This is a genomic window from Coriobacteriia bacterium, from assembly GCA_013336165.1.
In the GTDB taxonomy this organism is placed as follows: domain Bacteria; phylum Actinomycetota; class Coriobacteriia; order Anaerosomatales; family JAAXUF01; genus JAAXUF01.
Window position 1 is genome coordinate 32,963 of the sequence record JAAXUF010000005.1, and the last position, 24,181, is coordinate 57,143.

Sequence of the window (24,181 nt, forward strand, 5' to 3'; positions counted from 1 at the left end):
GGGGCCAACTTATCCGCATAGCATGATAGCGAAGCCCGTGTGTCCTACACGAAGGCTCGTTCTCCCATCGAGCTAAGATTCGGGTTCGACCTCTTGGCCTCGCAATCGCTCCAAGTCGGCATCCACCATCATCTCAACGAGGTCGCAGAAGCCCACTCGTGGCTCCCACTCCAGCTGCCGGCGTGCCTTGGTTGCATCGCCCAAGAGCACCTCGACATCTGTGGGCCGCATGTATTGCTCATCGACCCTGACGTGTTCGCGATAGTCCAAACCGACTCTCCCAAACGCGATCTCGCAGAACTCACGCACCGAGTGAGCCTCTCCCGTTGCGATGACGTAGTCTTCCGGGACATCCTGTTGCAAAATCCGCCACATAGCGTCAACGTAGTCGCCCGCGAAGCCCCAATCGCGTCGTGAATCGAGATTGCCCATTCTGAGTTCGCGCGCCAGCCCGAGCGATATGCGCGCTGCGCCATCGGTAATCTTCCGCGTCACGAAGTTCACACCCCGCCGCGGCGATTCATGATTGAACAACACGGCATTCGAGCCAAAGACCCCGTGCGCGTCGCGGTAGTTCTCTGTGATGAAGAACGCATAGGCCTTGGCAGCGCCGTAGGGCGTCCGTGGGTGCAAGGGGGTGGCTTCATTCTGTGCGACGCCATGAGCTCGTCCGAACACCTCACCCGAGACTGCCTGCAAGAACCGTGCTTCCGGGCACTCTCGACGCAGCGTCTCCAGCATGCGCAGAGCGCCCAGGGCATTCACATCGGTTGTCGTCAGCGCCTGCTCCCATGAATCGCCGACAAACGACATCGCCGCAAGGTTGTATATCTCGTCCGGTCGAGAAGCTGAGGCAACGTCAAGCAGGGAATCCATGTCCGTGAGATCGCCTTCGAGCAGGTGCAGGCGAGTCCCGCCCTTCTGAATCACCCCGTCGAGCAAGCCGCCGCGCACCGGACCGACCATGCCGTACACATCGTAATCCTTGTCGAGAAGTAACTCGGCCAAGTACGACCCGTCTTGGCCAGCAACACCCGTGATGAGCGCCCGTTTCGCCATCGTTGGCTAGCCGACCAGTCCGCTTGCGTTTGAACTCGAGAGCCTCGACATGTCCGCGTCGACCATCATCTCGACCAGACTCCGGAAGCTCACTGTTGGCTCCCACCCGAGAACGCGCTTGGCCTTGGTCGGATCGCCGAGTAGGAGTTCCACTTCCGCGGGACGCACGAACCGCTCGTCGGACTTGATATATTCTTGGTAATCGAGGCCGACACGAGAAAACGCTATCTCACAGAACTCCCTCACCGTGTGCGTCTCACCAGTAGCCGCCACAAAGTCATCGGGAGAGTCCTGTTGCAGCATGCGCCACATCATCTCGACATAGTCGCCGGCAAAGCCCCAGTCCCGCTTGGATTCCAGATTGCCGAGACGCAGTTCTGATGCTTGTCCGAGTTTGATCTTGGCGACCTGATTGGTGATCTTGCGAGTCACGAACTCTAGCCCTCGGCGAGGTGATTCGTGGTTGAACAGAATGCCGTTGGACGCGTGCATACCATAGGACTCCCGATAGTTCATCGTGATGAAGAAGCCGTAGACCTTGGCCACGCCGTACGGCGAACGCGGATGAAATGGTGTGGTCTCTCGTTGAGGGACTTCGTGAACCTTCCCGTACATCTCCGATGTAGCGGCCTGGTAGAACCGCGCCTCGGGCTTCACGTGACGGACAGCCTCAAGCATGCGCGCAACGCCGAGCCCATCCACATCGCCTGTAGATATGGGTACTGTCCACGAGTCGCCAACGAAGGACTGGGCAGCGAGATTGTAGACCTCGTCAGCCTGCGACTCCTCCATTGCGTGGATGAGCGATGTCTGGTCAGTCATTTCGCCCACGACCAGAGTCACTTCGTCGAGAATGTGGCTGATCCTTTCCGTGGATGGCGTGGCGGTTCGCCTCACCAAGCCGAATACGTCGTAGCCCTTCGAAAGCAGCAGCTCGGCCAGGTACGATCCATCCTGGCCAGTAATGCCGGTTATCAATGCTCGTCTGGTCACAGTGACTCCTTACGGTCTCTATATAGCAGCGGTGACATTATGGCGCAATCGACGTCCTTGTGTGTCGACGTAGGTTACTATCTCCCTGGTGGCTCAATCAGCAATCAGACCAACTAGATCCTCTAGCATAGCCATCGGCTACAATGACACATCGCAAACCTACCAAGGATGAAAGAGCCTGCTTCTCCATGAATAATCCAATCCCGCGTTTCCCTCTACTTCGTGGCTTCAGAGTTCCCCGTCAGCTAGGCTTCAACTTGGTTGGTTATGTGACCGCCAACTTGGGATTGGGTGTAGCGGCTCGAAACACCCTCGCTCGGCTAGTAGAGGCAAACGAGCCGTTGCGGGTGATCAGTATCGATCCCGGCTCGGGACATGTCGGCAAAGATGCCACGCACGAGCACATGGTTGCACGGACAACGCATGTTCCCTACTCGGTTAACCTCTTCCACATCAACCCGCCCGAAGTCATTGGCCATGCGGGAAAGTGGAGGAACCAACTCGATCTAAGATCCTCAATCAATGTGTGCGTGCCGTTCTGGGAACTCCCCCATCTGCCACCCTTGTGGAGCCGAATACTCGGATGCATGGACTATGTCTTGGCGCCCACGCGATTCATTGAACAAGCCTGCCTCGAAGAACTACCCCGGGAACGAGTCTTGTACTACCCGCAGACGATCGAGGTTCCTCGTCAGGTGAGTGGCAATCGCGACCACTGGTCTATTCCGAACGACGTAGTCGCGTTCCTCGTCACTCTCGACATCAATAGCGACGTCGAAAGAAAGAACCCTTGGGCGGCAATCGAAGCCTTCGCCATGGCATTTCCTGAGCGTTCCGACGTTCGCCTTGTTGTTCGGCTCAACGGAATACCAACGACCCCCATCACGATCGCCCAAGTCACGGCGCTGCGCTCAAGGGCGGCAAGTGACCACCGAGTCCGACTCATCGAAGGCTCTCTCTCTTATCAACAGATCCTCTCGCTGTATGCCAGCTGTGATGTTCTCTTGTCGCTCCATCGATCTGAAGGACTCGGGCTACCACTGATGGAAGCCATGTCCTTGGGTAAGCCCGTGGTGGCCACAGCGTGGTCCGGAAACATGGATTTCATGGACAAGTATTCGGCATGTCTAGTTCCCTTTGACCTCGTGCCCGTGGAAGCCACCCAACCCGCATATGCGGCAGACGTGATCGGCCCGGAACAAGTTTGGGCGCAACCACGTGTGGCGGCTGCGGCTGACCACATGATTCACCTAGCCGACGACAATGAGTTTCGACGCCAAATCGGCGAACAGGCCAAGGTCCGAATTGCCGAGCATCAAGAGATGGCGCGTAAGGAGAGTCCCTTGGGACAACTAATAGCTGTGAGTGCTTTGCCTTCTCACATCTCGGCATCATCACGAGCACGGGCCAAGCAGTTCGAGCGCCTTATCGGCCCTCCGCTGGTGAGGGTCGTCACGAACTCAGTCAAACACGCAATAGTTGTCGCGCTTCGCGCCCTACGCCTGTACCCGCCAGCACCTGAACATGAGCGTACGCGACAGTCACGTCCGGAAGGCGAGAATGACCAGGCGCCTACCCAAGAATGAGTCAGCGGCCAGCCTCGGATCACCGTTGGGCGATGATCGCACAGTCTAGGTAATTGCGTTCGGGGCTCAATCCTCGCAACAAGGAGGTACAGGGGCTTGAGAACGCAGCTTCAAACTCGGTGAAACCCGCGTCCTCCAAGTAGAACTGAAGGGTCTCGCGGGGGTAGGGGCGCACATGACTGAGATCCAAGTAGAAGGTGCTGTGCACTTCCGGACACAAGATGTTGGGTGTCTCGAGAATCACAAGTCCGGGAGTCCCGACTTTGACTCCAAGCAGCTTGACGAATTCCACAAAATACTCAGGAGACATGTGTTCAACCACCTGAAGAGCCGTAACGACACTGAGCGAACGATCTGAACATTGGCGGAGAAACGCATTTGCATCTCCCTGAAACACCGCCATGCCGCGAGCTCTGAGTGCAGTGCACTCAGTGGGGTTCATTTCGACGCCTTCCCCGCGTAGTCCCTCTTGCATGAGAGCTTCGAGGAACTCGCCACGGCCACAGCCCACGTCGACGACCTTCGCACATGTCCTCATCGAACCGAGAAATTCCTCGATACAAGCAATGTACTTCAGGATTCTCTGTCCCTCTTGCTCGGGCGCGCGAAACCGATTCTCAAACTCGACGTACAGAGCGCCATCATCCCCGCCGCATCCCGCGCCGGGATCGCTTTGCGTTGATGACGCAAGCACCAGCATCTCGGGAGTGTTGATCGGCACCACCCCAGAAGCAGCCTCAACTCGTTCCAGACGACCAATGTAGGTGCGATAGGCTACGCTCAGGTTGAGTATTCTGCTCTTCCAACCCTGGCCTTCCCGCATCATCACGTCGCCCCCTTCTCGCGTCAATCGAGCGGATCCTGTCCCCTTTACGGCTGCAGTGCGAAGAACGCAATCGTCCGGTCGGCATTGTACTGCGGAGCCACATGCAGAGTGCTTTCAAGTTCGGCAATCTTGTCCACGCCACCACCCTCGTACCCTGTGGTGTTCAGCCAAATGCCTTTGAACCCCGCCTCACGTATCACGCTGATGAAGTCCTCGGTCGGCATGGAAGAAACCTGCTCTTGCCAAGCATCGGTGTCTCTTCCCTTGATGGCGCCGTAGCTCCATCTTAAGGTCTTCGAGTGCAGGTAAGGACGAAAGTGTTCGTAGTCGCCCATTGCACCTACGGGAGGATTCTCGGGAAATGGAACGTACGGAAGTTGGAAGATCATCGCGCCTTCAGGGAGTTCGGATTCCAACGTCTTCACGAAGACATCATCCGCATTATAGGCAGCCCGAACAGCCGGATTGTCGACTGAGAATCCAGGGGTGGTTTGGTCGTACACGCCCAAGAGCAGAGTCCCGGCGCACAGAACCGACACAAGCAAGACCGCCAGCAATCGCGGCTGAATTCGTGCTTGGAGCCTCGTGAGAACCAACGCGACAAGAGCTGCCGAACAAAACGCAATGAAGACCGAGATCCTGTTGTACCCCCGGATCTGCGGCACAAGAAAAGCGAAAAGAAGCCCAAACCCCGCCGTGGTCGCAAGAAGCACCGACGCCAAATTGAGAAGTGCAAGTGACCCAATGGTTGAGCCCCTCGTACGGTCATTGCCAAGAACCGCAATCCCGACCAAACCGACGAATCCCAGGGCGAGGACTATGCCCAATGATGAACTGTCACTCTCATTTATGGATCCTCCGACCGCCAGCACTGCCGCGTTATATGCATCCTTGATGCGTTGAAAGCGTATGAAGCGATCACCGCTCAGCGGCAGGATCAGTTGAGAGATTCTAAGTCCGTAGACCTCGGCACTGATCGGCGCCCTGATCACTGCCGCCGCGTTCTGCCCATTCTCGAACCAGTAGCGAATGCTCCCGGAAATGCCCGCGATCATGGATGCAGAAATGACCGCGATGAGAACCACTGACGCGATGAATCTGCGCAGACTCCGCTTGCGAAGTGCCACCGTGACACCTGCAACAAGGAGAAGGAAACAGGTAAAGAAGGCGTAGTAGATTCCACTCTGCCCAACCATGAGCGCGACTGTCAGCGCTCCCCAAACCCGGGCATTACGCCAATGCGGAGCCCAACTCCCAGTCTCCGCGAATAGAATCTGCTGGCCTTGCACCAGCCAGACACAGAGTAGAACCGCGAGGGGGACGATCCAGTACTGGGAAAGAAAGAAGTGGGCTTCCCCTCGCATGAAGTGGAAGGGAAGCACCGAGTATAGAATGGCCGCTGTCATAGCCGGCAACCGTGAAGCCTTCATCAGCCGTAGTGCGACATACGCCGTGAGAGCAGCGAGCGGGAATCCAAGCAAGTAATAGAGGTTCATCGTCACGGCATAATCGCGAGTCAGGAGCCCGATCAACCGGAGCAAGAGAACATGTATGCCGTCAGATGAAGGATAGTCATACATGTAAGTGCCGCCGGGCATGCCGGTAGCTGAGTTTGACATGAAGCTGCCGCCCTCAATGAGCCCTTTGATCAGCGCTCCCGTGAAGACGGCATCGCCACCATAGGCGAAGGGCACCCGAAGGTTCTCCAAAGTAACGTGCAATACACGGAGGGCTACTGCGAGACTACCGGCCGCCACAACTAGACCAGAAGCGATATCGGAGAGCCGACCCCGCCACGCAAACGTCCGCGAGCAGCTGTCATCCACTAGGGCAACCCGACTTCCTCGCTGACCACGAAGTTCGGACGTTGTTTGACCTCTTCGTAGATGAGGCCGATATACTCGGCGACTACACCGAGCATCATGATCACAACTCCGAACATGAGGAGCATTACACCCATGATCGATCCGTATCCGGCAAATGGCACGCCCCAGAACAACGCGCGAATGACGATACCAGCTAGGAATACAAATGATAGGACCGATACGATCGCGCCCGCATAGGTAATGAGTCGGAGCGGAACATACGAGTAAGACAGGATACCCTTGACTGCAAGCTGGAAGACCGTGCGTGTTGTGGCCTTCGTGCGGCCGGCAAAACGCGGCGCCCGGGCATGCTCGATTCCGCACGACTTGAACCCGGCCCAGTAGAACATCCCGCGCATGAATCGATTGTGCTCATGCATCGCATTGATCGTTTCGTAGACCCGTCGATCCACGAGTCTGAAATCGGACACGTTCCGTGGAAAGAGGCCACCCGTCATAGCGTTGATCAGCCAGTAGAATACCTGAGAGTTGATGCGGCGCAGAATCCCCGTGCCCTCCCGCTTGGTAACAATCTGATAGACGTTCTCATAGCCGTTCTCCCACGCAGCGATAAACTCGGTGATCAGCTCCGGCGGGTCCTGCAGGTCAGCACACATGATCACCGCGGCGTCGCCGCTTGCGCGCGCAAGTCCCGCCGATACCCCTCCGTCGGCTCCGAAGTTGCGAGATAGGCGCACGATCTTGAAGCGTTGGTCCTGTGAATGCACGTCCAGGAGCCGAGCGAATGTATCGTCCGAGGAGCCATTCTCGACAGCAATCACTTCGAAGTCATATCTCGCATTCTCTGCAAAGACAGCCTGGAGACGACTGGCAAGGGTCGCAATGTTGCCCTCTTCGTTGTATGCGGGTGTGACCACGCTGATGAGCATGCGGTTCTCGGACTCTGGCACTTGGCTATCTCCGTTCCTGCCGCTTGAGTACGGCATCCATCTCGTGCCGCAGCGCTTCGAGCGAGGTGTACTGCGGAGTATAGCCGAGTTGCGCAGCGCGCCGATTGGTCGAGTAGTAGTTGAATTTCGCGCCGGTCGCAGACGAAACATCGAGGTCTGCATCGATGCAGTAACTGAGGGAATAGCGCTGCGCGAAGTCCTCCAGTATTTCGAACTTCGACACTGGGGAGGCACTGTAGACGTCAAACACATCGTTGCGGGGGTCCGCCTCCAGTACCGACGCAACGAGATCGGCCAAATCTGACGGGGCCACGTAGTCGCGGACGATGTTCGATTCTCCTGAGCGGAGCAACCTATCGCCGCTGATGGCGGCGGCAACATCATTCATGAAGTATCGCCGAGACAGATCGATATGGCGCGAGAAGAAGCCGAAAAGGCGCAAGTCGACGATTGCATGGTCGGAAGCGGAGCGATGCCTCGCTTCCGAGGCGAACTTGGCCACCCCGTACGCATCCGAAGCCTGGATGCGATTCACGGCAAACCCCGACATGCTGTCCTCTGTAGCCGGCCGAGCGAAGCCACCCCCGTACGCTGCACCGCTGCTGAAACAGACACAACGCGCATCCCGATGGGTGTCAAGATAGCGCATGACGAGTGCGTCGAAGCTCTGGGTCAGTTCGAAAACCCGTCCGGCGTTCCTCGTCAAGACAGCGGGACTTCCCTCCCCAACACAGTTCACTATCGCGTCGTAGTCGCCATCCTCAAGGCCATCGAAAGTACACCATTCTCGAGTCCCGGCATTGGGCAGAGAAGCCAGGTACGTCTCGAGTTTGGAGGAATCCCGAGCGACTGCTACGACATCGTACCGAGCGTCGGCCGACATGGACTCGACGAGGCACTTCCCCACATGCCCTGTCGCACCCAGAATCGCCACACGCTTTTTGTGCACCGTCATGCCCTTGCGCGCGCGGAGTGCCATGCGATGCTGCGGGCGAGCGCATCCTCCAACCCCACGGTCAGCTCGAGGCCAAGGTCCTTCGCCCGCGAGATGTCGGGGACGAACCGAGACGGCCGCTGATCGCCGACTGCCCGAAACACAACCTCAGGCGGAGATGAGAACCTTGCGGCAATCGTGTCCGCAAGCCTCCCCAACGTCACTCCGTTCGGACTCCCCACGTTATACGCGGTGCCCGGCACTCCGTTCACCAAGATCGCGAGCAACCAGACAGCCATATCCGAAGGGTACATGTAGCTGCGAACGGTCTCGCTGTTGCCGAGAATCCGGATCGGCCCGCCATGGATTGCGTCTCGTATGAAGTTGTTCACGGCCCACGGCTTGTCGAGGAGTTGGTACGGGCCGATGAAGGCGAATGGCCTCGCGGTGACGATGGGCAACTTGTATTGACTGCAATACGCCGCGCTCGCCGTCTCCGCGAACCGCTTTGACTCTGCGTAGACTGACGCGATGGTATTGCACTCGGGACCGCCGCGATAGGACTCGGACACTGCGGCCACTTCAAGCGGCTGCCCACCGTACACGAGGCCGGAACTGACCATGAGCACCGACTTCACGTTGGACTGCTCGATCACCGCATCGAGCAGCGCCCTGGTCCCGTCGGCGATCACACTCATGGTGCGCAAGGGGTCGCTCGCATGAACTCGGCTATCGGGGTTTCCCGCCGCATGAATGACGTAGTGCACGTCGGCGGGGAGAGCAGTGATATCGCACACGTCGCGCTCGATGAACGTAATGTCGGCTCTTCCCGCGAGTTCAGGGATGCGCGTCTTGAACTCACGTGCGTGTGGCGAAAGCAGCATCAGATCGATGCCAAAATCATAGTCGTCGTTCAACACCGATATCATCCAAGCCAGCCAAGCACCCATGAATCCAGTACCGCCGGTGACAAGCACCCTCTCACCTGCCAGTGGCCTTAGCTGACGTGCATAGGTAGCGAGGGCAGCCCGACAATCCTCACGCACTGATGCAGCCCCCCCGTAAGACAGGTCAGACATCACGTCCACCTCTCTGTTGAGCCAAAGCTTGGGCAACCTCAAGGATGAGATCTTCCTGGCCGGCAACGACACCGCGCCGGCCGAGTTCAAAGAACACATCGCGTGGGTCTACGCCGTACTCGGCGGCGATGCGATTGACCGGCTTCAAGAAGCCGGAGAACACACCAGACAGTCCCGACATGATCGACGTCGATGTCGTGGTCGGCATCACTGCAAGAAGTCCTTCCTGCGCTCTGTCTCCGGCATCGAGGATTCCGTAGAGGTCGATTCCTGTCTCGTACCCTGCTTTCTCCATGACCGCCACCAACGCCTCCAGTTGCGCATTGCCAGCCCCGGCGCCGAATCCCCGGATCGCCCCATCAAGGATGTATGCCCCCGACTCCGCCGCTACCAGTGAATTGCCAATCGCCAGCCCAAGGTTGTTGTGTGCGTGGAATCCCACGGGAATGGAAAGCCCGGTACACAGGTGGCGAACCTTGTCGCGAACATCGACAGGGAGATATGCACCGGCAGAATCCATCAGCACCACACCTTCGGCGCCATACGCTTCCATCTTGAGCGCCTCTTCGAGCAGGACCTCTTTTGAGGCCATATGGCTCATCATCAGGACGCCATAGACCTCCTTGCCCTGCTCGCGGGCGAAGGTAATGTGGCGCTCGGTGATATCGGCCTCCGTGCAATGCGCCGCGACGCGAATAATGTCCACGCCGACATCGATCGCTGCGCGCAGATCCCGTCCAATGGTTGCAAACCCCGGAATCACGTGGATGCTCATACGCGCCGTGGTCAGCTGCTCGCGCACGACTCGAAGCATGTCCAGGTCGCCGAGCAAGCTCTCACCGAGCTGCAAGGATGATGCGCCGAGACCGTTGCCGTGACCCACCTCTACGACGGGAACGTGTGCCGCCTCGACGGCAGCAGCGTGGTCCGCAAGCTGCTTCGCGGTCAACTGATGGGCTACCGCATGAGAGCCATCTCTGAGCGACACATCGGTGATCAGCAGCCGCTTCTTCATGTGGTACCACCCCCTTCGCGCAATCCTGGAGCCATCGGCATGGCCGAATCGCCAAGCAGCCGAGCGTGACCTTCGGCGACGGCGATCGCAGCACAATTGATGATATCAAGGTTGCCGGCATAGGCCGGGAGATAGTCGCCGCGACCTCGGACGCCAACCATCATGAACAATCGGCCATTCTCCAGCATCGGCGGAACGATCAGGGCGTAGCCGGGAACGTAGGTTTGAATCCGCTTCACTATCGCGTCGATCTCCGCCCCCAGACGCTCGAGGTTTGGCTCGCGGACGAGCGCCAGCACGCTCACCTGCATATTGACTGGCGGATTGGCAGGATTGAGGTTGAGGATCGCTTTGGTGCGCAGACAGTCACTGAACTGCCGGATGCCCCTCTCCGTGGTGCCAATGTACTCGTCGATATTGACCCGCGTCGCTGGGCCGGCGCTGCGGGATGCGATCTGCGAAACGACTTCTATGTACTCCACGCCTCCGCAGACGTTTCCGATCACCCGGGCGAGAGGTATGGATCCCTGCCCGCCACACGTCACCATGTTCACGTTCTGCTCGGCGAGGCACTCCTCGAGATTCACCGCCGGAATGCACATCCGACCGATGTTGGACGGCGTCAAGTCGATGACCGCCATTCCGATCTGTTCAAGGATGGCCGCGTGCTGCGTGTGGCTCAGAGCAGAGGTGGCGTCAAACACGAGGTCACAAACCCCCGGGTTTCGCACCAGCGCATCAATGCTCTGATCGGAAACGGGAACCCCGAGCGACGCCGCACGAACCATGCCCTTCGAAGCGAAGTTGCGGCCGATGAAGAGTGTGCATTCCAGTAGATCGGAGCGCATGACCTTGCTCAGCAGATCGGAACCGATGTTTCCGCTGCCGAGGATCGCAACTCTCAGCTTCCGAGATCCATCAGTCACGAGCCTGATTCTCCTCATACTCGTCTCGATCCAAGAAAGGAAACATGTCGTCGTACAGCATCGATATCATCGTCCCATCTTCAAGTTGCTTGGAAGCCACACGAGGTATCAGAAGCTGCCGTGAAGGCGTCATGACCTCGCATATGATGGGGCCTTCTGACGCCACTAGTTGGGCGATACCCGCCTCAAGGCCGGACTCACTGTCGATACGCATGTATCGCATCCCGTAGGTCGACGCGACGTCCTCAAATGCCGGGAAGCTCACGCCTGTTTCGGGCCCTTCGCCGATCAGACGTCCATCCATGAAGTTTCCCTGCGTGTGGCGAATCAACAAGTAGCCATTGTTGTTGAACACCACCAGTTTCACCGGAAAATTGTTGTGCCGGATGGTCTGCAACTCCTGCAGGTTCATTTGGATGGAACCGTCCCCGGTAACGCAGTACACTTCGTGGCCATCTGCCGCAGAAGCGGCACCCATCACGGCCGGCATGTATCCCATTGTCGAAAGCCCACCTGTAATGATATGGCGTTGCCCCTCCTTGACTCGAAAAGCTTGAGCCCACACATGAAAGCAGGAACCGGTATCAAGGACACAGATTGCATCGGGCCCAAGTTGATCGGAAAGCATCCGGGTGAAATGGTAGGAGTTGACTCCCTCGGTCTCAGTTTTGTACTCGGGTAAATCCACCGGATAGCGTTTCTTCCACTTCTGAGTTCGAGTTACCCAAGCGTGGTTCTCGAGACTCCAGTCACCCAGCGATGACCTCAAGAAGCGCAAGAACTCCGCGGCGTCAGCATGAATTGGGATATCCGGTACAACCGACGGCTTGTCGAGCTCCAGTTCGTCGACATCGACCATGATCTTGAGCGCATTCGGTGCGAATGACTCGAAGTCGTAGCCAACAAGTCCGAGAGCCATGCGGCACCCGATAGTGAGCAGGAGATCGCAGTTCTGTACCGCGAAGTTGGCCGGACGATCTCCGTATGTGCCGGGACGACCAACAAAAAGCGGATCCTCGAACCCGATCAGATCCATGCCCAAACGCGAAGTCACCACCGGAATTCCAACTCTGTGCACCAAGCCGAGCAGGTCATCGACTGCACCCGCTGCGCGTACGCCCGCACCCGCCAGTATGAGCGGACGTTGGCTTGACTTGAGTGCCTCGGCAACCCGTGCCACCGCCGCCGCCAACTCGGACTGCGTCGCCAACTCCGAATCAGGGGGAACGAACCCTGGATACTCCTCTGGATCGAACATCGTCCCCTGCAGGTCAACGGGACACTCGATCCAAGCGGGGCCTACCCTCCCGTGGGTGGCTTCCCAGATGGCGTGCTCTACGCTTGAACGAACCGTCGCCACATCGTCAAGCATCACAGCGTACTTCGTCACCTGCTCCATAAGCGGCAACGTGTTGAACCCTTGAAGCGCAAACTGCCGCGGTCCGGTGATCTTCGCTTGGGATACCTTCGATTGGCCCGCTACGATGATCACGGGGGCCGTGTCGATGTAGGCTCCTACCACACCGGTCAGAGTGTTCAGTGCTCCCGGGCCGGCCGTTACGTAGGCGACACCCAGTTTGTTCGTGAGGCGCCCATAGGCATCCGCAGCCATGACCGCAGCTTGTTCGTGGTGGCACGAGATCCATTTCTGGGCGGGGTGCACCAACAGCGCGTCTGTCAGATGCATGATCATACCGCCCGTGACGAGAAAGATCGTCTCCCCGCCCGCTCGGTAGAGTGCATCGGTCAGGTAGTCCGCGACACGCATTCTCATAGCCCGATGCTCCTTATGATCGTATCCGCCATGTATCTCAGCATCTCATCCGTCATCCCCGGATACACTCCGATCCAGAACGCATCGTTCATGATGCGATCCGTGTTCGTGAGCTCACCGACGATGCGATAGCCGGTCCCGCTCGCTCGCATATGATCGAAGCAGGGCTGTCGGGTCATGTTGCCCGCAAACAGCATGCGCGTCTGCACGCGCGCCTTCTCCAGCGCGGCCACAAGCGCGTCGCGCGAAACACCGGAACCCTGGCGAACCGTCATGAGGTAGCCGAACCAGCTCGGCTCGGCGCCGGGCGTGGGTTGCGGCAGGATCAACGCATCTCGAACCGGTTGTAGGAGATCTGTAAGCGTATCGAAGTTTCGGCGACGCGCATCGATGAAGGCGGGCAGCTTCTTGAGCTGCTCCACTCCAACCGCAGCCTGCATGTCGGACACTTTCAGGTTATAGCCAAACTCGGAATAGACGTACTTGTGGTCATAGCCACGTGGAAGCGTCCCGAACTGCTGGTTGAATCGCTTTCCGCAACGGTTGTCCACGCCGGACGGGCAGATGCAGTCGCGCCCCCAGTCGCGCATCGCGAGCACGATCGCGGCAAGCTCGTCATCGTCGGTGTAGACGGCGCCGCCCTCACCCATAGTCATGTGATGCGGCGGATAGAAGCTCGACGTGCCGATATGCCCAAACGATCCTGTATAACGGTCACGATACTTCGACCCGAGCGAGTCGCAGTTGTCCTCGATGAGCCACAGGCCGTTCCGCTCACAAAAGGCGACAACAGCATCGATGTCGAACGTATTGCCGAGTGTATGAGCCAGCATCACTGCTTTCGTGCGCGACGATAGCGCCGCATCTAGCAGCGTGGCATCTACGTTGCCTGTCTCAAGCACCACGTCGACAAACACCGGCACAGCGCCGAACTGCACGATCGGAGCGACTGTGGTGGGGAATCCGGCTGCAACCGTGATGACCTCATCGCCGCGCTCGATTCTCCTTTCCTCGAGCCTCGGCGATGTCAGTGCCGAGAACGCCAGCAAGTTCGCCGATGAACCAGAGTTCACAAGGAAGCAGTGCTTCAGGCCGAGAAACGCAGCGAGATCTTCCTCGAATTGCTGGGAAAAGCGTCCATAGGTGAGCCAGAAATCCAACGAGGAGTCGACCAGGCTTACGATCTCGCGCTCATCGAACACGCGACCCGCATATGGCACGCGTGATGAACCGGGCTCGAAGGTGGCATCGGCGCCAAAAGCCTCGGTGTAGTACTCCGCCGCCTTGGCAAGAATCTCGCCACGCAACTGCTGCGCGCGCATCGTATCGCTCACTGTGCTAACTCGCTTTCCGAAATGTCTGAGTCCGAACGGGCCCACGCAGCGCCGGAACGCACGGCCTCATCGATGTATGAGGCTATATCTGCATCGGTGAGCGTGCTAACACTCGCACCGGTATGGCGTGCAGCGTACCACGAGCTTGTGACCCAAAAAGTCCGCTCGATGGCATAGAGAGGGTGCCAACCCAACAGCTTCTGCGCTTTCCCGATATCAAGCGCAAGGAGTTTTGCCTCATGCGGTTGACTACCCTTCGGCTCAGGGCTCAGCCACGACCCCGATCCCCAGCTGGCGATCATGGCATCCACCACACGCCACACCGGAACGGTACCCCGCTCCTCGGGTCCAAAGTTCCACGCACCATCGTACGCGCAGTCTCCGAACCACATCAGGCTCGCAAGGTGCAGATACCCCGAGAGTGGTTCCAAAACATGCTGCCACGGACGCACCGCATCCGGATTGCGCACCACAATCGGCTCGCCTGCCTGTAAAGCCAGCACGCAGTCGGGCACGATCCGATCGCATGCCCAGTCCCCGCCCCCGATGACGTTGCCCGCCCGAACCGTCGCCAACCTGACGTCCGAGTTCGGTCCGAAGAACGACTGCCGATAGGCTGCGACCACAAGTTCGGCACAGCCCTTTGAGGAGCTGTAGGGGTCGAAGCCGCCCATTGCGTCGTCCTCGCGATATGCCTGGCCGGTCTCACGATTCTCGTAGCACTTGTCGGAGGTGACGACGATCGCTACCCGAACACTCTCGCAGCCACGAATCGCCTCCAGCACATTGACAGTGCCCATGACGTTTGTCTCGTAGGTCGCAACCGGTTCCTCGTATGACAACCTCACCAGCGGCTGCGCCGCAAGATGGAATACGAACTCGGGACGCGTCGACTCGAGGACGCGCGCCAAGTGAGGCAGATCGCGAACATCACCGATGACGTGATTGATTCGCCCGGCAAGCCCAAGCTCATCGAACAAGCTGGGGTTTGTTGGCGGCTCCAGCGCATAGCCTGTCACATCGGCTCCCAAGCCGAGCAACCACTCCGTAAGCCACGAACCCTTGAACCCGGTATGACCGGTGATTAGAACGCGGCGACCGGAAAACACGCCTGCGAAGAGCGATGCCTCCACGCCTACCACACCTTCCATGGCGCTTCGCCGGACAACCACAGCTTCTCGAGCAGCATCTTATCTCGCAGGGTGTCCATGGGCTGCCAGAAGTCGGTGTGTCGAAACGCACCAAGCTGCCCATCACGCGCGAGCGACTGCAGCGGCTCTTGCTCGAAGACCGTCGAATCATCGGCGATGCGATCAAAAACACTCGGCTGAAGCACCATGAAACCCCCGTTGATCCAGTCCCCATCGCCAAGTGGTTTCTCACGGAACGCTTGGACTGTGTCATCTTCGACGTCAAGTGCACCAAACCTGCCGAGCGGCTGAACTGCGGTAAGGGTGGCCGCCCTCCCGGAAGCTGAGTGAAACCGCAGGAGCGCCGAGATGTCGACATCGGCGACGCCGTCACCGTATGTGAGCATGAACGTCTCACCGTCGACATAGGGCTGGATGCGCTTGACGCGTCCGCCCGTCATCGTCTCGGCACCGGTGTCTACCAGCGTGACTTTCCATGGCTCATTCACATTCTGATGAACCGACATTTCGTTCGTACGCATGTCGAACGTCACATCGCAGTTGTGTAGGAAGTAGTTGGAGAAGTACTCCTTGATGAGGTAGCCCTTGTAGCCCAGACACACGACGAACTCGTTGAAGCCGTAGTGGCTGTAGATCTTCATGATGTGCCAGAGCATCGGTTTCTCGCCGATCTCGGCCATCGGTTTGGGACGAAGATTGGTCTCTTCAGAGAGCCTCGTGCCCAGTCCACCCGCAAGAATGACGACCTTCATTGGTTGAGTCCTTCCCTAGCGCCCGTAGTCATCAGAGTAGCGAACTATGTCGTCCTCTCCTAGGTACTCTCCCACAGCGACCTCGATGACCTTGAGCGGCACGGTGCCGCAGTTCTCCATGCGATGGACGATTCCTACCGGAAGATACACCGATTCGTTCGCACGCAGCACGATGTCCGCGTCACCACGCAGGATCCGAGCTTCTCCGGCGATGACGATCCAGTGCTCCGCGCGACGTGTGTGGCTCTGGACAGAAAGCCGCTTGCCCGGCAACACGTCAATCGACTTGATCTGGAAGCCCTCGCACTTCATGAGCAGAGTCCAGCTCCCCCACGGGCGCAAGGACGAACGGGAAGTGGTGATTTCCTCGGCCCCAGCCGCCTTCAGCATGTCGACGATCAGGCGCACGTCCTGGACCCGGTCCTTTGAAGCGACCAGTGTGGCGTCGGCCGTGTCGACCACGATCGCGCCCTCAAGGCCGAGTGTGGCCACAAGACGATCGGCCGAGTACACCAGCGTGTCGTGGGAGTCCACATCATATGCGCGACCCACCAAGATGTTGCCACGACTGTCGGTCTCGCCTAGTTTCTCGATCGACAGCAGAGAGCCCACGTCCGACCAGTCCAGGGCAGTGGGCACCACCGCCACATTCGAAGACACCTCAAGTGCGGCCTTGTCGAATGGCACTGCGGGCAACGATCCGTAGAGCGCGCGTCCCGCGTCCGTCAGCCATTCAGTGGGCGACATCGCCGCCAACTGCCGAGCGACATCGGCGATCCTGCGTCCGTCAGCCGACTCATGAGTGCAAGCGGCATCCCCTGCCGCTTCGAGTTCGGCCAGTATCACCGCAGCTTTCGCGACCAGCATGCCTGAGTTCCAGAGATAGCCTCCGTCGGCGACGAATCCAACTGCGGAATTCCTGTCGGGTTTCTCGATGAATGCCAGAACCAAATGGCCGCACACCGCGCCGACTCTACTGTCGGCGAGCTCTTCGCCCGCATGGATATAGCCGTAGCCGGTTTCCGGTCTCGAAGGTTTGAGGCCGATCGTGACCATCCTACCCGTAGCCGCAAGGTTCGTTGCAGCTTCGATGGTGTTGCGCCACAGCTCACTGTCTTCGAGTAAGTGATCTGAAGGTAACATGATCATGATGGATTCGGGATCCCGCTCCACAAGCACCGCGGCAGCTAACGCAACCGCCGGTGCGGTATTGCGGGCGAGTGGCTCGACTAGGTAGTCGATCTCGAGATGGTCCAGTTCCGGCTGTGCTTTGAGGTGATTCCGAATCTCGTCGAAGAGCCTCTCTCCTGTCACGACGTGCACGGCGTCACACGCTGTGTACGGCATGATCCGCCGCACCGCGCGCGTCATGAGACTGACGCCGCCGAAGACGGACAGCATCTGCTTCGGGTTCATCTCGCGCGAAAGCGGCCAGAAACGAGAGCCACTACCCCCCGCAAGAATGACTGCGTGCAAAGCCTTGCTTCTTTCGTCTGTCAACTGATGCTCCTCGCAGATTCATGACCCGCGCATAGACCGCGGAGGTCATCGTACCGAAACAGACCGGTCAACAGCCTGTCGTCCGCTTCATTCATCATTCTTGAGTCTCGAATACTTCGCCGGCATCAAGAGCCTCGATCACATGACGATGCCGGAAAGTGAAGTACTTGTGTCCCAAGTAACTGAAGATAGTCACGATAGCAATCGTGGGCAGGTTTGCCCAGAACACGGAGAGATGGAACACCTGCGAGATAGCGAGAGTCACGACTGATTGGACCAAGAACGTAAGGCTGTACGTGACGTACATTCTCAGATATTCGCGAAGCCAGTGACCTTTCGTACGGAAGACGAGCAGTTTGAATGTGAAGAAGTTCTGGGTAACGGCGATCACCCAGCTGAGAAGGAGTACTGCTTCCTTCTGAAAGAGACTATGAGCATCATAGCTAATGAAGTGATCCAGCAGCCATAACACGCCGACAGAGAAGGCTGTGTTCCAGACACCGACAATCAGGAACCGTATCTGTTCACCGTTGCGCTCATACAGCCGCGTGACTCTCCGCAATAGGGACACAGTCACCTCAGCTACCGCCCCTGACTGCGCATCAGCATGAGGCTCGCCCTGAGCGCCGGACCGTACTCTTCATTCTTCAACGCGAGCGCGATATTGGCCTCCAGCCACGAAAGCACGTTGCCCGTGTCGTATCCCGCATCGGGCGCGACCACGACTGCGTGGATCGGCTCATGCTTGAGCAGTTCCACCAGCGCGTCAGTAAGCTGGATCTCTCCGCCACGGCCCGGTTTTATCGTCGGCAGGATCTTCATCAACGCCGGAGTGAGCAGGTAACGCCCGAAGATCGCAAGGTTGCTCGGCGCATCTTCGACGCAGGGCTTTTCAACGAGGCCGGTAACGCGCCACTCGCCGTCGGCGACCTGCTCGCCGGCAATGACGCCGTAGCTGCTGACCTTCTCCCGAGGCACCTCCATGACCGCAATCACGCTGCCGCCGGTGCGATCATAGACCTCGCGCAGCTTGGGCAGTATCGCCCCTTCAGGCACAAGCATGTCGCCGAGCAGGACGAAGAACGGCTCGTCGTCGGTCATCGGCGCGCCGCACATGACAGCGTGACCTAAGCCGCGCGGCTGTTTCTGCCGCACGTAGAAGACCTCGGCGAGTTCCGAGATCGCGCGCACCGTCGCCAACTCCTCGAACTTGCCTACGGCTTCGAGCTCGACTTCAAGCTCGACAGAGCGGTCGAAGTGGTCCTCAATCGCACGCTTGCCTCGGCCGGTCACGATCAGAATCTCGCTGGCACCGCCGCTGACGGCCTCTTCGATGACGTACTGGATGACCGGCTTGTCGACGACGGGCAGCATCTCTTTGGGCTGCGACTTTGTGACCGGCAGGAAGCGCGTGCCCAGGCCTGCGGCAGGAATGATCGCTTTCACTTTGAAACGTCCTCCTTAGATTGCCGCGAGCACTTCGCGCGCAGCCGAAATAAACCCGTCGATCTCTTCGTCAGTGTGAGCCAGCGAGACGAAACACGCTTCATACTGGCTGGGCGCGATCGTGTAGCCGCGATCCAGCATGCCGCGAAACCATGCAGCGTAGAGGCCGGTGTCGCTCGTGGATGCGCTCGCCCAGTCAACCACATTGGCGTCGGTGAAGAACATCGTCGACAACGAACCGACACGATTGCAGCACGCAGTCACGCCCGCAGCCTCAGCTGCGTGACAGAGTCCGCGTGCGAGGCGGGCGCCCTTGCGATCGAGCTCTTCATAGACACCCGGGCGCGAAAGCTCGGCGATCATGGCCAGGCCGGCCGCCATTGCGATTGGGTTACCCGAGAGCGTGCCTGCCTGGTAGACGTTGCCAAGCGGCGCGAGGTGACGCATAATCTCGGCCTTCCCGCCGAAGGCGCCCACGGGGAAACCTCCGCCAATGATCTTGCCGAGCGTGGTCAGATCCGGCGTCACGCCGTAGAGCTCCTGCGCCCCGCCGAGAGCCACGCGGAAGCCGCTGATGACCTCGTCGAAGATCAGCACAACGCCGTAGCGGTCGCACAGCCGGCGCAAGCCCTCGAGAAATCCTAGTGCGGGCGCCACGACTCCCATGTTGCCGGCAACGGGCTCCACGATGATCGCGGCGATCCGCTCGCCTTCGTCGGCAAGAGTCGCCTCAACCGGGCCGAGATCGTTGTACGGCAGCACGATCGTGTCCTTGGCCGCGCCGTGCGTGACGCCCGGCGTCGACGGGATCCCGAGCGTGACCAGGCCCGATCCCGCCGCGACAAGAAGCGCGTCGGAGTGGCCATGGTAGTTGCCGTCGAACTTGATGAACCTCTCCCGCCCCGTGAAGCCGCGCGCAAGGCGGATCGCGCTCATCGTAGCCTCGGTCCCCGAGGAGACCATTCGCACCATCTCGATGGACGGCACTACCTCCACGAGCCTCTCGGCCATTTCGACCTCGAGGGCACAGGGCGCTCCGAAGCTCGTTCCCTTGCCGAGCTGCGTGCGCACAGCGTCAAGCACCGCCTCGGGTGCGTGCCCCAGGATCATCGGCCCCCACGAGCCGACGAAGTCGACGTACTCGTTCCCATCGACGTCCCACACACGGCTGCCCTTGGCGTGGTCGTAGAAGACCGGCTCGGCATCGACTGAACGGAATGCGCGCACAGGCGAGTTCACACCGCCCGGAATGACATTCTGGGCGGTGGCGAAAAGCGTGGATGACTTGGTGTGGAGCATGATGCGGTCCTATCGGCAGGTTGGCGCATGCGTGCGCATTGCGTGCCGCCGCATTATACCGTTTCGCGCCAGCCCGGCGGTTCGTAGATGCAGTACGGCTCGGCGGCAAGGTAGTCGCCGGTCACTTCAAGCGCACGTGCCCGGCACCCGCCGCACACGGCCTTGTACTCACACGCGCCGCACTTGCCCTTTAGCAGCGAATAGTCGCGCAGCTCGGAGAAGACGCGAGACTCCGTCCAGATCCGCGAGTACGGCTGCTCCTTCACGTTGCCGAGCTGCATGTCGAAGTACCCGCACGGCTGCACGTCGCCCGTATGCGAGATGAAGCAGAATGTGATGCCGCCGAGACACCCGCGCGTCATCGCGTCGAGCCCGTACTCCTCCCGCGTGACTTGCTTGCCCTCGGCCTTGGCGAGCTGGCGGATGATGCGGTAGTAGTGAGGCGCGTCGGTGGGCTTGAAGTGCAAAGGCGAGGTCTTCTGGCGCTCGTAGGCCCAGCGCAGTACGCGCTCGTACTCCTCGGGCGGGAGCTCCTTGTCGAGCAGGTCGCTGCCGCGGCCGGTCGGCACCAGCATGAAGATGTGGAACGCGTCCACGCCGAGTGCCTCGGCGAGGTCGTGGACGGCCTCGACCTTGTCGGCGTTGAGGGTGGTGACGGTCATGTTGATCTGAACGCCCACGCCGGCGCGCTTCGCTCGGCGGATGCCCTCGATAGTGGCGTCGAAGCAGCCGGGTTCGCCGCGAAACGCGTCGTGCTCCTTCGCCGAGGGGAAGTCGACGGAGACCGAGATGCGCGGGATGCCGTGGGCGGCCATCTGGCCCGCGATCTCGTCGGTGATAAGGGTGGCGTTGGTGCCGATGACTGGCATCGCGCCGGCGGCCTGCGCATAGTCGACGATTTCCCAGATGTCGGGTCGCATGAGCGGCTCGCCGCCGGTCAGGATGATGATCGGGTTGGAGATCGTCACGATGTCGTCGATGGTCGCCTTGATCTCGTCGAGTGAAAGTTCGCCCGCATAGGCGCCGAACTCCGCCGACGCGCGACAGTGCGCGCAGGAAAGGTTGCACGAGCGGGTGATTTCCCACGCGATGATACGCGGGGCCTTGATGCCGGTGCGCGCCTCATACGCGAGCGCCGCCGCGCCGCCGCCTGGCCGGAAGCCGACCGAACGCGCCCCACCGTGGCGCTGGCGCGGCATGCCCGCAGGGTGGGCGCCGGGATCGCCCATCGGAATCCCGACCGCGGCCTGGCCGCAACCGGCCTCGGCATCGGCGAGTTCCTGCTCGAGATCGAGGTCCGGACGGGCATCGGCGTTGCCGACGTTGTCAGCCATCATGTTCGTGTCTCCTCACGGGCTATCGGCTCTTCCGCGAGCCATCTCGCCGACAGTCTCACAAATGCGCGTTCCCGCGACAGCTGCCGCCGGAAGCCCGAGCACACCACAGGGCCGTCAAGCCCCTCCGCACACATCTCACACGGTTTGCGCCACGGCCCGCGCCGCCAATGCATCCGCAGTCCGGCCACAACCAGCGCGCCGGTCACCAGCACGAGCCCGACGCCGATGAGATCGATCCTGCGCGCTCCTTGCGCCGCGGCAAACGCGAGCAGCGCCGCCGGCACGAAGCGTGTCACGATCTTCTCGGCGGCAACCGGCGAAGTGGCATCAGAGCGAACGCCGCGCCGAAAGCGATCGCTGCAGCCAAGGCAACCGGGGGCGGGGGGGCCAGAAGGAAACCCGCAACCAGCCCGACAACGCCACCCGCGATGCCCAACGTACATCCGCGGCAGAGCCGCATCCGGCGTCCCAGCCGGAAAACCTCGTGCTCGTAAGCCGCGCAGAGCGGATGATGCGCGAACCGGTGGAACGCATGCGCCCGGCGGGCAGCAGAAGCGATCCGCCGAGCGGTACGTTCCGGAATCCGGCTCACTGCGCGATCGGTCGGATCACCACAGCCGTGCCGTACGCGACGATCTCGTTGGCGCTCTGCATGATCTCGCTCGAGTCGAAGCGCATCGCGAGTACGCAGTTGGCGCCCATCTGCATGGCATGCGACTCAAGCCGGTTCATGGCCTCGTTGCGGCTTCCGTTCGCAAGCTCGGTGAACATGGTGATCTCGCCGCCAAAGAACGTCTGGCACCCGGCGAACGTCGTCCCCAGCACGCTGCGGCTGCGCACGGTGATCCCCCAGCACGGGCCGATGATGCGCTCGACCTCGTAACCCGGAGGCGGATCGAACGTCGTGACGATCGGCATCCGGTGAATGATGATGTCAGTTGCCATTGCTCTTTTTCTATCCCTTCGCCAGCCACCGCGCAGCGTCCTTGGCGTGGTAGGTGATGATGATGTCTGCACCAGCCCTCTTGAAACCCAGAAGCGTCTCCAAGACTACGCGTTCCTCGTCGATCCAGCCGTTGGCTGCAGCGGCCTTGACCATCGCATACTCACCCGAGACGTTGTAGGCCGCCGTCGGATAGCCAAACTCGTCCTTCACCCGACGGATGATGTCCATGTAGGCGAGCGCCGGCTTGACCATGACGATGTCGGCTCCCTCCTCGATATCCAGCGCGACCTCGCGCAGCGCCTCCTCGGCGTTGGCGGGATCCATCTGATACGCGCGGCGATCCCCAAACGATGGCGCCGAGTCTGCGGCATCGCGAAACGGGCCATAGTAGCCACTCGCGTACTTCGCCGAGTACGCCATGATCGGCACGTCTTGGAAGCCCTCGGAATCGAGCGCCGAGCGAATCGCGGCGACCCGGCCGTCCATCATGTCGCTGGGCGCGACCATGTCGGCGCCGGCCTCGGCATGGCTGACAGCCTCGCGGGCGAGCAGTTCCAGTGTGAGATCGTTGAGGACACAACCGGCTTCGTCAATTACTCCGCAGTGACCGTGACTCGTATACTCGCACAGGCATACGTCTGTGATCACGTAGAACGCCGGGTCGTACGCCTTGATCGCGCGGATCGCCTCCTGCACGATGCCGTGCTCGGCGTACGCTTCTGAGCCGACTTCGTCCTTCGCCGAGGGAAGCCCGAACAGGATCACAGCCGGAATGCCGAGCCCTTTGAGCTCGGCGATCTCGGCGGGGAGCTGATCGAGCGACAGCTGGAACACGCCGGGCATGGAGGAGACCTCGTCGCGCAAACTCTTGCCGGGCTTCACGAACAACGGATAGATGAGGTCGCTCGCGGACAGCGAGTTCTCCCGAACCATCGATCGGATGGTCTCGTTGGCACGCAGGCGGCGCGGGCGGTATTCTGGAAAGCGCACTGAAAGACTCCTAGTCGACGAACTGGTCCACGGAGACAGTGGTCGGAGCGGGGGCCTCTTCAACCGCGACCTGATCCGCACCCGTCATGAACTTGACATAGCGGTTGAACACGGCCACGGCCCAGAATGCGGCAGCTGCGATGAGGATCCAGAAGATGATCTGGACAAAGAACTGAATGTACGCCCCATACGTGCTGATCCAAAGCAAGAGATCGTCCATGTAGTGCCCCTCTCTCGCCGACCGTCACACGTCGTCGGCAACCAATAAGATGTCTCGCAATACTCTACGACAAACAACACCCCTTCGGGCCGTCGGCCGAAGGGGTGCTTGCGTATTTATGGTGGAGACGAGCGGATTCGAACCGCCGACCTCTGCCGTGCGAAGGCAGCGCTCTCCCAACTGAGCCACGTCCCCACATCGCCCCGAAAACCTAGCCAGAGCAGAGAGTAGTTTGGCG

General features: G+C 59.9%; 23 protein-coding genes and 1 tRNA gene. 1 reads left to right on the forward strand and 23 read right to left on the reverse strand.

Annotated elements, in window-relative coordinates; all coding sequences use genetic code 11:
• Positions 1-72 precede the first annotated feature (72 nt).
• Together HGA39_05130 and gmd are read right to left on the reverse strand one after the other, a co-directional pair.
• Entirely contained in the window at positions 73-1,059 is a 987-nt protein-coding gene (locus HGA39_05130) for a GDP-mannose 4,6-dehydratase (protein ID NTW28730.1), read from the reverse strand.
• A gap of 6 nt (positions 1,060-1,065) precedes the next feature.
• Positions 1,066-2,052, reverse strand: a complete 987-nt coding sequence (gene gmd / locus HGA39_05135; GenBank protein NTW28731.1) for a GDP-mannose 4,6-dehydratase — start codon at positions 2,050-2,052, stop codon at positions 1,066-1,068.
• A gap of 188 nt (positions 2,053-2,240) precedes the next feature.
• Here gmd and HGA39_05140 point away from each other — a divergent pair, with 188 nt between their 5' ends.
• On the forward strand, positions 2,241-3,638 hold the full coding sequence (locus tag HGA39_05140) for a glycosyltransferase family 4 protein (protein NTW28732.1): 1,398 nt from the start codon (positions 2,241-2,243) through the stop codon (positions 3,636-3,638).
• A gap of 19 nt (positions 3,639-3,657) precedes the next feature.
• Here HGA39_05140 and HGA39_05145 read toward each other — a convergent pair whose 3' ends face one another.
• From HGA39_05145 to HGA39_05245, 21 genes are all read right to left on the reverse strand, one after another.
• Positions 3,658-4,467 carry a class I SAM-dependent methyltransferase gene (locus HGA39_05145; protein NTW28733.1) on the reverse strand — a complete coding sequence of 270 codons (810 nt, stop codon included), beginning with the start codon at positions 4,465-4,467 and terminating at the stop codon, positions 3,658-3,660.
• 41 nt (positions 4,468-4,508) lie between these two features.
• Positions 4,509-6,158, reverse strand: coding sequence for a hypothetical protein (locus HGA39_05150; GenBank protein NTW28734.1), 1,650 nt, complete (start codon positions 6,156-6,158; stop codon positions 4,509-4,511).
• 131 nt (positions 6,159-6,289) lie between these two features.
• Positions 6,290-7,276 (reverse strand): glycosyltransferase family 2 protein, encoded by a 987-nt coding sequence (locus HGA39_05155; protein NTW28735.1) that lies wholly within the window; start codon positions 7,274-7,276, stop codon positions 6,290-6,292.
• Positions 7,245-8,219 carry an NAD(P)-dependent oxidoreductase gene (locus tag HGA39_05160; GenBank protein ID NTW28736.1) on the reverse strand — a complete coding sequence of 325 codons (975 nt, stop codon included), beginning with the start codon at positions 8,217-8,219 and terminating at the stop codon, positions 7,245-7,247. The genes HGA39_05155 and HGA39_05160 overlap by 32 nt, the downstream gene beginning before the upstream one ends.
• The gene (locus HGA39_05165; protein NTW28737.1) at positions 8,192-9,253 is read right to left on the reverse strand and encodes an NAD-dependent epimerase/dehydratase family protein; all 1,062 of its coding nucleotides are present in this window, start codon (positions 9,251-9,253) and stop codon (positions 8,192-8,194) included. Before HGA39_05165 ends, HGA39_05160 begins: the two co-directional genes overlap by 28 nt.
• Positions 9,246-10,268 (reverse strand): 4-hydroxy-2-oxovalerate aldolase, encoded by a 1,023-nt coding sequence (gene dmpG, locus HGA39_05170; GenBank protein NTW28738.1) that lies wholly within the window; start codon positions 10,266-10,268, stop codon positions 9,246-9,248. The genes HGA39_05165 and dmpG overlap by 8 nt, the downstream gene beginning before the upstream one ends.
• Complete coding sequence (locus tag HGA39_05175; protein ID NTW28739.1) at positions 10,265-11,194, reverse strand: acetaldehyde dehydrogenase (acetylating); 930 nt, start codon at positions 11,192-11,194, stop codon at positions 10,265-10,267. Before HGA39_05175 ends, dmpG begins: the two co-directional genes overlap by 4 nt.
• Positions 11,187-12,968 carry a thiamine pyrophosphate-binding protein gene (locus HGA39_05180; protein ID NTW28740.1) on the reverse strand — a complete coding sequence of 594 codons (1,782 nt, stop codon included), beginning with the start codon at positions 12,966-12,968 and terminating at the stop codon, positions 11,187-11,189. The genes HGA39_05175 and HGA39_05180 overlap by 8 nt, the downstream gene beginning before the upstream one ends.
• Positions 12,965-14,290: a lipopolysaccharide biosynthesis protein RfbH gene (rfbH, locus tag HGA39_05185; protein ID NTW28741.1), complete on the reverse strand. Its 1,326-nt coding sequence runs from the start codon at positions 14,288-14,290 to the stop codon at positions 12,965-12,967. Before rfbH ends, HGA39_05180 begins: the two co-directional genes overlap by 4 nt.
• Positions 14,291-14,298: 8 nt before the next feature.
• Positions 14,299-15,453, reverse strand: coding sequence for a CDP-glucose 4,6-dehydratase (gene rfbG, locus HGA39_05190; GenBank protein NTW28742.1), 1,155 nt, complete (start codon positions 15,451-15,453; stop codon positions 14,299-14,301).
• Positions 15,438-16,205: a glucose-1-phosphate cytidylyltransferase gene (gene rfbF / locus HGA39_05195; protein NTW28743.1), complete on the reverse strand. Its 768-nt coding sequence runs from the start codon at positions 16,203-16,205 to the stop codon at positions 15,438-15,440. Before rfbF ends, rfbG begins: the two co-directional genes overlap by 16 nt.
• Before the next feature lie 15 nt (positions 16,206-16,220).
• Positions 16,221-17,705 (reverse strand): mannose-1-phosphate guanylyltransferase/mannose-6-phosphate isomerase, encoded by a 1,485-nt coding sequence (locus tag HGA39_05200; GenBank protein ID NTW28744.1) that lies wholly within the window; start codon positions 17,703-17,705, stop codon positions 16,221-16,223.
• Positions 17,706-17,799: 94 nt separating this feature from the next.
• Positions 17,800-18,276, reverse strand: coding sequence for a GtrA family protein (locus HGA39_05205; protein NTW28745.1), 477 nt, complete (start codon positions 18,274-18,276; stop codon positions 17,800-17,802).
• Between the two features lie 11 nt (positions 18,277-18,287).
• Complete coding sequence (galU, locus tag HGA39_05210; GenBank protein ID NTW28746.1) at positions 18,288-19,151, reverse strand: UTP--glucose-1-phosphate uridylyltransferase GalU; 864 nt, start codon at positions 19,149-19,151, stop codon at positions 18,288-18,290.
• Between the two features lie 15 nt (positions 19,152-19,166).
• Positions 19,167-20,450 carry a glutamate-1-semialdehyde 2,1-aminomutase gene (hemL, locus tag HGA39_05215; GenBank protein ID NTW28747.1) on the reverse strand — a complete coding sequence of 428 codons (1,284 nt, stop codon included), beginning with the start codon at positions 20,448-20,450 and terminating at the stop codon, positions 19,167-19,169.
• 53 nt (positions 20,451-20,503) lie between these two features.
• On the reverse strand, positions 20,504-21,679 hold the full coding sequence (locus HGA39_05220) for a radical SAM protein (protein NTW28748.1): 1,176 nt from the start codon (positions 21,677-21,679) through the stop codon (positions 20,504-20,506).
• A 104-nt stretch (positions 21,680-21,783) separates the two neighbouring features.
• Positions 21,784-22,083, reverse strand: a complete 300-nt coding sequence (locus HGA39_05225) for a hypothetical protein (GenBank protein NTW28749.1) — start codon at positions 22,081-22,083, stop codon at positions 21,784-21,786.
• Between the two features lie 292 nt (positions 22,084-22,375).
• Positions 22,376-22,705: a YbjQ family protein gene (locus HGA39_05230; GenBank protein ID NTW28750.1), complete on the reverse strand. Its 330-nt coding sequence runs from the start codon at positions 22,703-22,705 to the stop codon at positions 22,376-22,378.
• Between the two features lie 37 nt (positions 22,706-22,742).
• Positions 22,743-23,723 (reverse strand): porphobilinogen synthase, encoded by a 981-nt coding sequence (gene hemB, locus HGA39_05235; GenBank protein NTW28751.1) that lies wholly within the window; start codon positions 23,721-23,723, stop codon positions 22,743-22,745.
• A gap of 10 nt (positions 23,724-23,733) precedes the next feature.
• The gene (locus tag HGA39_05240; protein ID NTW28752.1) at positions 23,734-23,943 is read right to left on the reverse strand and encodes a hypothetical protein; all 210 of its coding nucleotides are present in this window, start codon (positions 23,941-23,943) and stop codon (positions 23,734-23,736) included.
• Positions 23,944-24,062: 119 nt separating this feature from the next.
• A tRNA-Ala gene (locus HGA39_05245) sits at positions 24,063-24,138 on the reverse strand.
• Positions 24,139-24,181 lie beyond the last annotated feature (43 nt).